We start from the raw sequence: 11710 nt of genomic DNA, 5'->3' as shown, positions 1-11710 counted from the left end.
AGCGTGCGGATCGTCGGCGGAGAGTTTCGCGGCCGTTCGCTCGCGACGCCGAAGTCGGATGATATCCGACCGACGACGGACCGCACGCGCGAAAGCCTGTTTAACATCCTGAACCATGCCTATCCGGAGGCACTCGACGGCACGCGTGTGCTCGATCTCTTCGCAGGCACCGGCGCCGTCGGCCTCGAGGCGCTGTCGCGCGGCGCCCGCGCGGCACTCTTCGTCGAGCAGAGCGTCGAGGGCAGGGGGCTCCTGCATTCCAATATCGAAAGCCTCGGCGTGATCGGCCGCGCCAAGATTTTCCGGCGCGATGCCACGGCACTCGGCACCGTCGGCACGGTGGAGCCGTTCGATTTCCTCTTTGCCGACCCGCCCTATGCCAGGGGTCTTGGCGAAAAGGCGCTGGATGCGGCGACGCGCGGTGGCTGGCTCGTCGATGGCGCCCTTGCGATCCTTGAAGAGCGCGCCGATATTCAGCCCGCCGCCGTCGATGGTTTCGAACATCTGGAAGTCAGGACCTTCGGCGACACGCGCATGCATTTCTACCGCTACCGCTCCGGCTGATCTGCCTTTGAGGAGACTTGAGCGATGACCGATGCCCTCGTTTCCCATCCTGCCTCGCAAAACAACGGCCCGACGGTCGCCATCGCCCTTGGCGGCGGCGGTGCGCGCGGGCTTGCCCATATCCATGTCATCGAGGTGCTGGACGAACTCGGCATCCGCCCGGTGCTGATATCAGGCGCCTCCATTGGCGCCATCATGGGCGCGGCGATGGCGGCGGGCATGACGGGGCGCGAGATCCGCGAACACACATTGGCGACCATCGGCCGTCCCGGCCAGATCATGAACCGTCTCTGGAGCCTGCGCCCGTCAGGCCTGTCGGAAATGGTCTCCGGCGGTTTTCGCATGGGCCAGTTCAATCTGGAGCGCGTCCTGAAAGCCTTCCTGCCGGATCGCCTGCCGCAGACATTCGAAGAGCTGCCGATCCCCTTGAAGGTCATCGCCGCGGATTATTACGCCCAGTGCGAATGCGTGCTGGAGAGCGGCCCGCTCCTGCCGGCCGTCGCGGCCTCCGCGGCCTTGCCCGCCATCTTCCGTCCCGTCGTCATAGGCGGGCGCGTGATGATCGACGGCGGCCTGTGGAACCCGGTGCCGTTCGATCACCTCGCCGGCAAGGCGGATATCACCATCGGCGTCGACGTCGTCGGCCAGCCGCCGGCCGGCACGGCGGAGGTGCCGGGCAGCATCGACAGCCTCTACGGCGCCACCCAGCTCACCATGCGCTCCATCGTGACGCTGAAGCTGGAGAAGGCCGCCCCCGACATCTTCCTGCGCCCCGATGTCGGCCGCTTCCGCGTGATGGATTTCGTCAAGGCCGAGGAGGTGCTGGCGGCTTCAGTGGGCATTCGGGATGAGCTGAAGCGGGCGTTGGAGGAGAGGTTTTCCGCTTTCGAGAAGGATGGCGGCCTGTAGCACCCCCCTCTGCCCGGCAGGGCATAGGGGCCCCCGAAGGCAACCTCAAGCGCTCTCCTCCTCGTCGATCTCCGCCTGCGTCTTCTTCTTCGGCTTCACCAGCGGCTCCGGCTTGACCGGTTTCGAATGCAGCATATGCCGCCCCGCTGAAATTCCCTCGGCCGCCTGCAATTCCAACCGGGCCACGTCGCGGCGGCGGATGTCGTCGCTGATGGCGAGCGCATCGTCCGGCTCCACGCCGAGTTCTTCCAGCGTTTCCTTGCCGAAGACGAGGGCGGATTCGAAGGTTTCGCGCACGTCGTGCTGCACGCCGCGGGCGCGCAGCGAGAGCGTGTGGATACGGTCGTAGGAGCGGGCGAAGACGGTGGCGTTGGGATATTCCGACTGCACGAGATCGACGATGTGGTCGGTCGTCGCCTTGCCCTGCGTGCAGATCGCGACGATCTTGGCGCGCTCGATGCCGGCGGCGCGCAGCACGTCCTTGCGCGTGCCGTCGCCGAAATAGATGCGGAAGCCGAAATTCGCCGCCTGGCGCACGCGGTCCGTCGAATGGTCGATGACCGTCACTTCGCGCCCGCCGGCCAGAAGGATCTGCGCGGCGATCTGGCCGAAGCGCGAGAAACCGATCATCAGCACGTCGGCGCCGGCCCCCTCGAAATCTTCCTCGATCTCTTCCTCCAGATCCTCGACCAGCAGGAAGCGCGACAGCGCCGCGGCAATCGGCGTCAGCGCCATCGAGATGGTGACGACGGCAATCAGCAGCGAGGCGAGGCCGCCGGAAAAGATGCCGGCGGCAGACGCCGCGCTGAACAGCACGAAACCGAATTCACCCCCCTGCGGGAGGACGAGCGCGATGCGCACCGCGTCATTGTGCGAGGAGCCGGTGAAGCGGCAGAGGCCGTAGATGACGAGACTTTTCACCAGCATCAGCGCCGGCGTGGCGACGAGAATGAGAAGCCAGCGGTCGAAGATCACGTCGAGATGCAGCGAAAGCCCGACGGCCATGAAGAACAGGCCGAGCAGGATACCGCGGAAAGGCTCGACATCCGCCTGAAGCTCATGGCGATAGGAGGAATCGGCCAGCAGCACGCCGGCGAGGAACGCGCCCATCGCCATGGAAAGCCCGGCCATCTGCAGGAGCATGGCGGCGGCGAGCACGACGAAGAGGGCGGCGGCGATCATCGCCTCGCGCGCGCCGGTGCGGGCGATGATCTGGAACAGCGGGTTGAGCAGATAGCGGCCGGCGGCAAGAAGCGCGGCAATGGCCGCAAGCGCTACGACGAAATCCTGAAAGGCACTCGTCGTGTCCTCCGGCGCCTGCTCGGCGAGAAGCGGGATCAGCGCCAAGAGCGGCACGATGGCGAGGTCCTGCAAAAGCAGCATGGAAAAGGCGCGTTGGCCGTAGCGCGTGTTGGTGTCGCCGCGCTCGTCGAGAATCTGCATGGCGAAGGCGGTGGAGGAGAGCGCCAGGCCGAAGCCGATGATCAACGCGCCGTCCCACTGTTCGATGCCCGTCACCAGCGTCAGTCCCGCCAGGATGAGGCCTGTCACGATGACCTGCGCCGCACCGAGCCCGAAAATATCGTGCCGCATCGCCCAGAGACGGGACGGCTTCAGTTCCAGACCGATGAGGAAAAGCAGGAAGACGACGCCGAGTTCGGCGACCCCCAAAAGCTCCTCGCCGTCGCGGATCTGGTGCAGGATCGGGCCGATCACCACGCCGGCCGCGAGATAGCCGAGAATGGTGCCGAGCCCCAGCCGTTTGAAGATCGGGGCGGCGAGCAGGGCACCACCGAGCATCAGGAGAACCTCGTTGTAGGGGCTGTGGGTATAGGCCATGCGGCAGGCTTTCTCAGGATGGGCACTGGGTCGGAGGGCAAAAAACAACACTCGCCCTTGATGCCTGTGCCGACGCACAATAAATGGGGCATCAAAGAAAGGCCAAGTCATGTCACAGACGATCGATTCCGCAAGCCTTCTCGCGCGCGCCGGTGAACTTATCGACCGCGCCATCCAGGCGGGGGCGGATGCGGCCGATGCCGTCGTGGTCCGCGGGCGCTCCTCCTCGGTCAGCGTGCGGCTCGGCAAGGTCGAGGGTACGGAGGCTTCCGAGAGCGACGACTTTTCGCTGCGCGTCTTCGTCGGCAAGCGTGTCGCCAGCGTCTCGGCCAATCCCGGTTTCGACCTCAAGGTGCTTGCCGAGCGCGCCGTCGCCATGGCCAAGGCTTCGCCGGAAGATCCCTATGCGACGCTCGCCGCCGAAAGCGACCTGGCGAAAGACTGGCCGGACCTCGACCTCTACGACCCGACCGAAGTCTCCGCCGATCAGCTGAGCGAAGCGGCGCTTGCTGCCGAAGCCGCAGCGCTTGCCGTCTCCGGCATCACCAATTCCGGTGGGGCCGGCGCGTCGGCCGGCATGGGCGGGCTGGTGCTTGCCACCTCGCACGGCTTTTCCGGCGCCTACAGCGCCAGCCGCTTCGGCCGCTCCGTCAGCGTTATTGCCGGCGAGGGCACGAAGATGGAGCGTGACTACGACTTCGATTCGACCCTCTATTTCGCCGACCTGCGCGATGCCGAGGCGATCGGCCGCGAGGCGGCCGCGCGTGCGGTTCGCCGCATCAACCCGCGCCAGGTGCCGACGGCGAAGAACGTCACCGTCGTCTATGATCCGCGCGTGGCGCGCGGCATTGCCGGCCATATTGCCGGCGCCATCAACGGTGCCTCCGTCGCCCGCAAGACCAGCTTCCTGCGCGACCGCATGGGCCAGCAGGTGCTGAAGGCGGGCCTTTCCGTCACCGACGATCCGCTGATCGTGCGCGGCTCCTCCTCGCGGCCCTTCGATGGCGAGGGCATCACCGGAAAACGCCTCGCCATGATCGAGGACGGCGTGCTGCAGCACTGGTTCCTTTCCACCTCCACCGCCAATGAACTCGGCCTCAAGACGAATGGCCGCGGCGTGCGCGGCGGCACCTCGGTCAGCCCCGCCTCGACCAATCTCGCGCTGGAGCCGGGCGATATCTCGCCGGAAGACCTCATCCGCTCCGTCGGCAACGGCTTCTACATCACCGAGTTGATCGGCCAGGGCGTCAACATGGTGACGGGCGAATATAGCCGCGGCGCCTCGGGCTATTGGATCGAGAACGGCGAGCTGACCTTCGCCGTCTCGGAAGTGACGATCGCCTCGAACCTCACCGACATGTTCCTGCGCATCACGCCGGCCAACGACATCGACCGTTCGTTCGGCGTCGCTGCGCCGACGCTGGCGATCGAAGGCATGACGCTGGCCGGGACGTGACACCATGGCCGACGCCGCCACATGGAAAGCCGATCTTGACCTCCTCGTCGGGGCCGCGCGCCTCGCCGGTGCGCGTGCGCTCGATTTCTTCCGCAAGGGGCCTGAGGTCTGGTGGAAGAACGGCGGCGGCTCGCCGGTGAGCGCCGCCGATTTCGCCGCCAACGACATCCTCAAGAAGGAACTGCTCTCCGCCCGGCCGAACTATGGCTGGCTTTCGGAAGAGACCGACGACGATGCCAACAGGCTCGGTTGCGAGACGGTTTTCGTCATCGACCCGATCGACGGCACGCGCGCCTTTATCGCCGGCAAGGACATCTGGTGCGTCAGTGCCGCCGTCGTGCACAAGGGACGCCCCGTCGCGGGCGTGCTCTTCGCCCCGTCGCTCGACGAGGTCTTCACGGCGGCCGAAAACGGCCCGGCGCTGAAGAACGGCAAACCCATCGCCGCCACCGAGCCCGATGCCGCCCGCCCGACGCGTGTCGCAGCACCCGAGGACATGGCGCACGACCTGCAAGGCCATATGGATGGCGGCGTGCACCGCATCTCGCATGTGCCCTCGCTCGCCTACCGGCTTGCCATGGTGGCGGACGGGCGGATCGACGCGACATTGGTGAAGCGCAATGCGCATGACTGGGATCTGGCGGCGGCCGATCTCATCCTGGCGCGGGCCGGCGGCGGGCTTGTGACACTCGATGGGGCGCCGCTTTCCTACAATCGTCCGACCGTCAGCCACGAGACGCTGTGTGCGGCCGGTTTGTCCCGGCTTTCCGGGCTTGTCGCGGCCTCCCGGCACCTTGCCGGCCATTGACCTTTGGCCCGGAATACCGCAAACCGTCTGCCGAAATCGGCACAATGAGCACGGCCAGGAAAAGTGGGAACCGGTTTTCCGTCCGGACGTGCGCAAGAACAAAATGAGAGAAACATGACCGACTCGAACGAACCCAAACAGCTTCTTCATCTCGTTTTTGGCGGCGAGCTGACGACCCTGACCGATCTGCAGTTCCGCGATCTCGACAAGCTCGACATCGTCGGCATCTTCCCCGACTATGCCAGCGCGCTCGCCGCCTGGAAGTCCAAGGCGCAGCAGACCGTCGACAACGCGCATATGCGCTATTTCATCGTGCATATGCACCGCCTGCTGGACCCGCAGCAGGGCTGAGACGCGTTTTCGCCATTGTTCCGCGCGATGTGCGGTCGCGCTGAACCGAGGAGCCTGACCTCCATGAACCCGAACACCCCGAAAGCCGCAGCCATGGTGCTCGCCCGATGAGCAGACGGCTCGCCCGTATCGCACTTTCGCTGTATCGCTGGGGCGGTGTCGCGCTCTATCCGATCGTCGGTCCCTACATCGCCTACCGTGCCGCCAAGGGCAAGGAGGAGCGCTCGCGCCGCCACGAGCGCTACGGCTTCGGTGGCGTTCCGCGCCCGGCCGGTCCGCTCGTATGGTTCCATGCGGCCAGCGTCGGCGAGACACTTGCCATCGTGCCGCTGGTCAAGGAAGTGCGGCGCCGCGGCATCGCGGTGCTGCTCACCACGGGCACGATCACCTCGGCGAAGGTCGTGAAGGAACGGCTCGGCAGCGATGTCATCCACCAATATGTGCCGCTCGACATGAAGCCGGCGATCAGCCGCTTCCTCGAATACTGGCATCCGGATCTCGCCATCATGGCGGAGTCGGAAATCTGGCCGACGACCATTCTGGAGCTCGGCACGCGCCACATTCCTCAGGTGCTGGTCAATGGCCGCATTTCCGATCGCTCCTTCCCGCGTTGGAAACGGCGCATGTCGATCGCCGATGCGATCTTCGAGAACTTTGCGCTCGTCATCGCCCAGTCGGAAACCGATGCGGAGCGTTTTCGCACGCTCGGTGCGCTGCCGGTCCTGGTATCGGGCAATCTGAAGGTCGATACGGATGCGCCGCCGGCCGATCCGGCGGTGCTGAAATCCTATCGCGACCAGATCAAGGGCCGGCCCACCTGGGCGGCGATCTCGACCTTCGAGGGCGAGGAGGCCGCTGCCGGCAACGTGCATCGCGTGCTCAAGGAGCGCTCGCCCGGTCTTCTCACCATCATCGTGCCGCGCCATCCCGAGCGCTGCGATGCCATCGCCGACATGCTGACGGCGCGCGGGCTGAAGGTCGCGCGTCGGACACGCGGTGACGCGCTGACACCGGAGACGGATGTCTTTCTCGGTGATACGATCGGCGAAATGGGGCTTTACCTGCGCATGACCGAAATCGCCTTTGTCGGCCGCTCGCTGACCGCCGAAGGCGGGCAGAACCCGCTGGAACCGGCGATGCTCGGCTGCGCGGTGCTGTCGGGCGGCAATGTGCAGAACTTCCGCGAGGCCTACCAGCAGCTCGCCCGAAATGGCAGCGCCAAGATGGTGCGCGACGTGGAAATGCTGGCCAAGGGCGTGCACTATCTTCTGACCAACGAGGCGATGCGCAAGCAGATGATCGACGCGGGACAGGAGACCGTGCAGGAGATGCGCGGCGCGCTGAAGGCCACGATCAAGGGCCTCGAACCCTATATCAATCCCCTCACCGTGAAGGCGCGGCTGCATCCGCGCCAGACCTCCTGAAAGGACCCCGGCAGTATGACGAAGGCGGCGACGATATCAGGCATTCTCTTCGACAAGGATGGCACGCTGCTCGACTATGCCAAGAGCTGGATCCCGGTGAACTACGAACTCGCCCGCATCGCTGCCGCCGGTGACGAGGACCTGTCCCGCAAACTGCTGATCGCGGGCGGCATGGACCCGGATACCGGCTATGTGAAGCCGGACAGCCTGCTTGCCGCCGGCAACACGGTGGAGATCGCCGAAGGCTTCGTCGGTGCCGGCGCGCCCTTCACTATCGCGGCCTTGACCGAACTGTTCGACGGCCTTTTCGCCAAGTCCTCGGAGCTCGCCGTCGCGGTGACGGATCTCGCCGATTTCTTCGCCACCCTGCATGCGCGCGGCTACTGGCTCGGCGTCGCCTCCTCCGACAACGAGGCCTCGATCCGCGCGACGGCCAAGCGCTTCGGTTTCGACGGCTATCTGCATTATGTCGCCGGTTATGACAGCGGCTACGGCGTCAAGCCGGAGCCCGGCATGGTGCTCGGCTTCTGCGCCACGACCGGGCTTGAGCCGCACCAGATCGCCATGGTCGGCGACAACAACCACGACCTCCACATGGGCCGCAGCGCCGGCACCGGCCTCACCATTGCAGTGCTGACGGGCACGGGCTCGCGCGAATCGCTCTCGGCCGCCTCCGACTACTGCCTCAACGACATCACCGAACTCGTGCCGCTCTTCCCGGAAGCCGCGGCCGCGCGCCCGGCGGCGTGAACACAGGCCCTGCTCAAAGACCCCTCCCCAAACCCCTCCCCACAAGGGGGAGGGGCTTACTGTGCGGCATCGTCGGCATCAATGATTGTAAGGAAAACCGTGCTGCTAGCCTTTCTCCCCCCTTGTGGGGGAGATGCCGGCAGGCAGAGGGGTGCTTCACATTGCTGTCTTTCCCCCAGTTGATTTTCGCCGCCGTCTCGCGTTTTCTGGCTCGTGGACCGGGCGGGATGCCCGCGGGGAACTGCAATGGTAAGTGAAGCGCCGCCGTTCTGGTGGACGAAGGCGGATTGGCGCGCCTATGCGCTGTGGCCGGTGTCGCGCCTCTACGGGCTGATCGCCGGGCGGCGCATGCGCAACGGCCGCCGCGCCGAGGTGCCGGTGCCGGTCATCTGCGTCGGCAATTTCACCGTCGGCGGAGCCGGCAAGACGCCGACGGCCATCGCGCTTGCCCGCGCCGCCAAGGCGCGCGGCCTGAAACCCGGTTTCCTCTCGCGCGGCTATGGCGGCTCGCTCGATGTCACCACCGTCGTCGATCCGCACCATCACCGTGCCCGCGCCGTCGGCGACGAGCCGCTGCTGCTCGCCCGCGAAGCGCTGACCGTCATTTCCCGCAAGCGGGTGAAGGGCGCGATGAAGCTGGTGGAGGAGGGGGCCGACCTCATCATCATGGACGACGGATTCCAGAGCGCCCGGCTGACCTTCGATTATGCACTCGTCGTCATCGACACGCGTCGTGGCATCGGCAACGGCTACCTCGTGCCGAGCGGACCGGTGCGCGCGCCGCTTGGCGAGCAGATGCGCCAGGCCAATGCGCTGCTCGCCATCGGCAACGGCGATGCCGCCGACCGCCTGATCCGCCAGGCGGCACGCGCCGGCAAGGCGATCCATTCGGCAACGCTCGTCACCGTCGGTGCGGAGGATCTCCGGGATCAGGTGGTGATGGCCTGGTCCGGTATCGCCGACAACGAAAAGTTCTTCCGCACGGTCAATGAGACCGGCGCGCATCTCTATGTGTCGCGCAGCTTCCCCGACCACCACCATCTCACCGACGACGAGGTCGAGGACCTGCTCGACCACGCGCTGGCGCATGACTACCAGCTCGTCACCACGGCCAAGGACAGCGTGCGCCTTGCCAGCGGCCATGGCCGCTCGGAGGAGTTGAAGGAAAAGAGCCGGGTTATCGAGGTGGAAATCCGCTTCGACGACCCGAAGGGGCCGGACGCGATCATCGACGCGGCGATTGCCAGCGCCAGGCGGCGCAAGCTGCACCGGCTGGGAGGAGGCAGTCGGCAATAGGCAGTAGCCAATAGGGGATTGAAGCCTTCGGCGCGTGAAACAGCATCTACTGCTTACTGCTTACTGCTTACTGCCTACTGCCTCTTCTGGTTCGGCAGCGCGCCGGCGCGCTTCTCGGCGTCGAGCGAGGCCGCGCAGCTCACATAGGCTTCCTGCCGCGCCACGCTCCAGTAGCGCAGTTCGTCGACGGGGATCGTCTCGCCGGTCATGGCGCAGGTGACATGGGAGCCCGGCATCAGGATCTGGAAATCGCCGTCGAGATAGCGGATTTTCGCTTCCCGGCTGCCGCCGCGGCCTTCAAAACGGTTCATCATCGATTTCAGTATCCGTCTCATGTGATGCCTATGCCATATCGTGGCGAAGGCCAAATTTCCAGTGCTTTCCGGTTCAGCTTCGGCCGAACAGCCGTTCGATGTCGGAAAGCTTGAGCTCGATATAGGTCGGCCGGCCGTGGTTGCACTGGCCGGAGCCGGGCGTCGCCTCCATCTGGCGCAACAGCGCGTTCATCTCCTCCGGCCGCATGCGCCGGCCGGAGCGCACCGAGCCGTGGCAAGCCATTGTGGCGGCGAGATATTCGAGCTTGGCCTTCAGCCCGCTTGCCGTATCCCATTCCGCAAGCTCGTCGGCCAGCTGGCGGATGAGGCCGGCGGCATCCATCTCGCCGAGCATGGCCGGCGTCTCGCGCACCGCAATCGCTCCCGGCCCGAAGCGCTCGATGCCGAGCCCGAGCTTGGCGAATTCGTCGGCATGGGCGACGAGACGGTCGCAATCGTCCTCCGGCAGATCGACGATCTCGGGGATCAGCAGGGCCTGTGCCGGCACGGCCCGCGAATGCAATGCATTGCGCATAGCCTCGAAGACGAGGCGTTCGTGGGCTGCATGCTGGTCGACGATGACGAGGCCGTTTTCGGTTTGCGCGATGATGTAGTTCTCGTGCAGCTGCGCGCGTGCGGCGCCGAGCGGATGGTTCTGCGGCGGTTCTTCTTCACGCGCGCCGGCGGGCGTGAAGACCGGTTCGCTGCGGGCCGATGGGCTGGCGAACTCGGCGAAACCCGCCTGCTGTTCGCGGAAGGATGTTGCCGGTGCCGCTGCCGGAGCGAAAGGCCGGTAGGGCGAGGCGGACGGGGTCCAGGGCGCGGTGGGCCGCTGCGCTTCCGGCCGGAAGGCGCGCATCAGGCCGCTTGCCCCCGTCGTGGAGGCCCGGTCGCCTTCACGCGCCAAGGCTTCGCGGATCGCACCGATGATCAGGCCGCGCACCAGGCCGGGATCGCGGAAGCGCACGTCGGATTTCGCCGGATGCACGTTGACGTCGACCAGCGCCGGATCGATGTCGATGGCGAGCACCGCGACGGGGTAGCGCCCGTGCGGAATGGTCTCGGCATAGGCAGCGCGCAGCGCCGACCAGATCAGCTTGTCCTGCACCGGCCGTCCGTTGACGAAGGCGAACTGGTTGAGGCTGTTGCCGCGGTTGAAGGTCGGCACGCCGGCAAAGCCGGTCAGCCGCACGCCTTCGCGCTCGGCCTCGATCTCGATGGCATTGTCGCGAAAATCGCGGCCGAGCACCTGCGCGATGCGGGCGAGCCGGTCCGTCCCGGTCGCAGGGAATTCGAGCGTCGTACGGTCGGAGCCCGACAGCACGAAACGCACATGCGGGAAGGCGATTGCCATGCGCCGTACGACGTCGGAGATCGCCGAGGCCTCGGCCTTCTCGCTCTTCATGAATTTGAGGCGCGCCGGGGTGGCGAAGAACAGGTCGCGCACCTCCACCACGGTGCCCCGGTTGGCGGCGGCCGGGCGCACCGGCTCCACCTTGCCGCCGGTCACGCTGATCTCCGCACCTTCACCGGCCTCGGCCGTGCGGCTCAAGAGCGTAAGCCGCGCCACCGAGCCGATCGACGGCAGGGCCTCGCCGCGGAAACCCAGCGTGCGAATGTCCAGAAGGTCCTTGTCGAGCTTGGACGTGCAGTGCCGGCGGATCGCCAGTTCGAGATCGGCTGGGCCCATGCCGCCGCCATTGTCGGTGACGCGCAACAGCGTCTTGCCGCCGCCCGCCGTCGCGATCTCGATGCGCGTCGCCCCGGCATCCAGCGCGTTCTCGATCAGCTCCTTGGCGGCACTCGCCGGGCGTTCGATCACTTCGCCGGCGGCGATCTGGTTGATGAGGGTTTCGGAAAGCTGCCTGATGGTCATGCCGCCATTTTCGCGGATTCGCCGCCGTCCCGCCAGTGGCCGCCGCCGCTTATCCCGGCTCATCCCTCATAACCGGCTGAAATCGTTTAATCAGGCTTTAATAAAATGCTGCGAACGTGCATC

General features: G+C 66.1%; 11 protein-coding genes. 8 read left to right on the top strand and 3 right to left on the bottom strand.

Annotation, left to right across the window (positions count from 1 at the left end; translation table 11 throughout):
- The first annotated feature begins 3 nt into the window (after positions 1-3).
- Together rsmD and AC27VQ_RS16335 are read left to right on the top strand one after the other, a co-directional pair.
- Positions 4-564 (top strand): 16S rRNA (guanine(966)-N(2))-methyltransferase RsmD, encoded by a 561-nt coding sequence (gene rsmD / locus AC27VQ_RS16340; protein WP_488717088.1) that lies wholly within the window; start codon positions 4-6, stop codon positions 562-564.
- A 24-nt stretch (positions 565-588) separates the two neighbouring features.
- Positions 589-1473: a patatin-like phospholipase family protein gene (locus AC27VQ_RS16335; protein ID WP_488717087.1), complete on the top strand. Its 885-nt coding sequence runs from the start codon at positions 589-591 to the stop codon at positions 1471-1473.
- A gap of 45 nt (positions 1474-1518) precedes the next feature.
- Here AC27VQ_RS16335 and AC27VQ_RS16330 read toward each other — a convergent pair whose 3' ends face one another.
- A complete protein-coding gene (locus tag AC27VQ_RS16330; protein ID WP_488717086.1) occupies positions 1519-3312 on the bottom strand; it encodes a monovalent cation:proton antiporter-2 (CPA2) family protein in 1794 nt (597 codons plus the stop codon).
- A 109-nt stretch (positions 3313-3421) separates the two neighbouring features.
- Here AC27VQ_RS16330 and AC27VQ_RS16325 point away from each other — a divergent pair, with 109 nt between their 5' ends.
- From AC27VQ_RS16325 to lpxK, 6 genes are all read left to right on the top strand, one after another.
- Positions 3422-4768, top strand: coding sequence for a TldD/PmbA family protein (locus AC27VQ_RS16325; protein WP_488717085.1), 1347 nt, complete (start codon positions 3422-3424; stop codon positions 4766-4768).
- A gap of 4 nt (positions 4769-4772) precedes the next feature.
- A complete protein-coding gene (locus tag AC27VQ_RS16320; protein WP_488717084.1) occupies positions 4773-5576 on the top strand; it encodes a 3'(2'),5'-bisphosphate nucleotidase CysQ in 804 nt (267 codons plus the stop codon).
- 114 nt (positions 5577-5690) lie between these two features.
- Positions 5691-5927 (top strand): DUF4170 domain-containing protein, encoded by a 237-nt coding sequence (locus tag AC27VQ_RS16315; RefSeq protein ID WP_488717083.1) that lies wholly within the window; start codon positions 5691-5693, stop codon positions 5925-5927.
- A gap of 107 nt (positions 5928-6034) precedes the next feature.
- Positions 6035-7351, top strand: a complete 1317-nt coding sequence (waaA, locus tag AC27VQ_RS16310) for a lipid IV(A) 3-deoxy-D-manno-octulosonic acid transferase (protein ID WP_488717082.1) — start codon at positions 6035-6037, stop codon at positions 7349-7351.
- A 15-nt stretch (positions 7352-7366) separates the two neighbouring features.
- Entirely contained in the window at positions 7367-8101 is a 735-nt protein-coding gene (locus AC27VQ_RS16305; RefSeq protein WP_488717081.1) for an HAD family hydrolase, read from the top strand.
- Positions 8102-8347: 246 nt separating this feature from the next.
- Positions 8348-9397, top strand: coding sequence for a tetraacyldisaccharide 4'-kinase (gene lpxK / locus AC27VQ_RS16300; RefSeq protein WP_488717080.1), 1050 nt, complete (start codon positions 8348-8350; stop codon positions 9395-9397).
- A gap of 74 nt (positions 9398-9471) precedes the next feature.
- Here lpxK and AC27VQ_RS16295 read toward each other — a convergent pair whose 3' ends face one another.
- Both AC27VQ_RS16295 and mutL read right to left on the bottom strand, forming a co-directional pair.
- Positions 9472-9711: a DUF2093 domain-containing protein gene (locus tag AC27VQ_RS16295; protein ID WP_488717246.1), complete on the bottom strand. Its 240-nt coding sequence runs from the start codon at positions 9709-9711 to the stop codon at positions 9472-9474.
- Positions 9712-9784: 73 nt separating this feature from the next.
- Positions 9785-11587, bottom strand: coding sequence for a DNA mismatch repair endonuclease MutL (gene mutL, locus AC27VQ_RS16290; RefSeq protein ID WP_488717079.1), 1803 nt, complete (start codon positions 11585-11587; stop codon positions 9785-9787).
- Positions 11588-11710 lie beyond the last annotated feature (123 nt).

This window comes from Shinella sp. 20P9.1.1 (genome assembly GCF_057798995.1).
Note: the sequence above shows the minus strand (reverse complement) of the source record. Positions and strands in the feature narration are given on the sequence as shown.

Bases quoted from the DNA above. Each gene is read 5' to 3' on its own strand.
- AC27VQ_RS16335 (WP_488717087.1), top strand. From the start codon at position 589: ATGACCGATGCCCTCGTTTCCCATCCTGCCTCGCAAAACAACGGCCCG.
- AC27VQ_RS16330 (WP_488717086.1), bottom strand. From the start codon at position 3,312: ATGGCCTATACCCACAGCCCCTACAACGAGGTTCTCCTGATGCTCGGT.
- AC27VQ_RS16325 (WP_488717085.1), top strand. From the start codon at position 3,422: ATGTCACAGACGATCGATTCCGCAAGCCTTCTCGCGCGCGCCGGTGAA.
- AC27VQ_RS16320 (WP_488717084.1), top strand. From the start codon at position 4,773: ATGGCCGACGCCGCCACATGGAAAGCCGATCTTGACCTCCTCGTCGGG.
- AC27VQ_RS16315 (WP_488717083.1), top strand. From the start codon at position 5,691: ATGACCGACTCGAACGAACCCAAACAGCTTCTTCATCTCGTTTTTGGC.
- waaA (WP_488717082.1), top strand. From the start codon at position 6,035: ATGAGCAGACGGCTCGCCCGTATCGCACTTTCGCTGTATCGCTGGGGC.
- AC27VQ_RS16305 (WP_488717081.1), top strand. From the start codon at position 7,367: ATGACGAAGGCGGCGACGATATCAGGCATTCTCTTCGACAAGGATGGC.
- lpxK (WP_488717080.1), top strand. From the start codon at position 8,348: ATGGTAAGTGAAGCGCCGCCGTTCTGGTGGACGAAGGCGGATTGGCGC.
- AC27VQ_RS16295 (WP_488717246.1), bottom strand. From the start codon at position 9,711: ATGATGAACCGTTTTGAAGGCCGCGGCGGCAGCCGGGAAGCGAAAATC.
- mutL (WP_488717079.1), bottom strand. From the start codon at position 11,587: ATGACCATCAGGCAGCTTTCCGAAACCCTCATCAACCAGATCGCCGCC.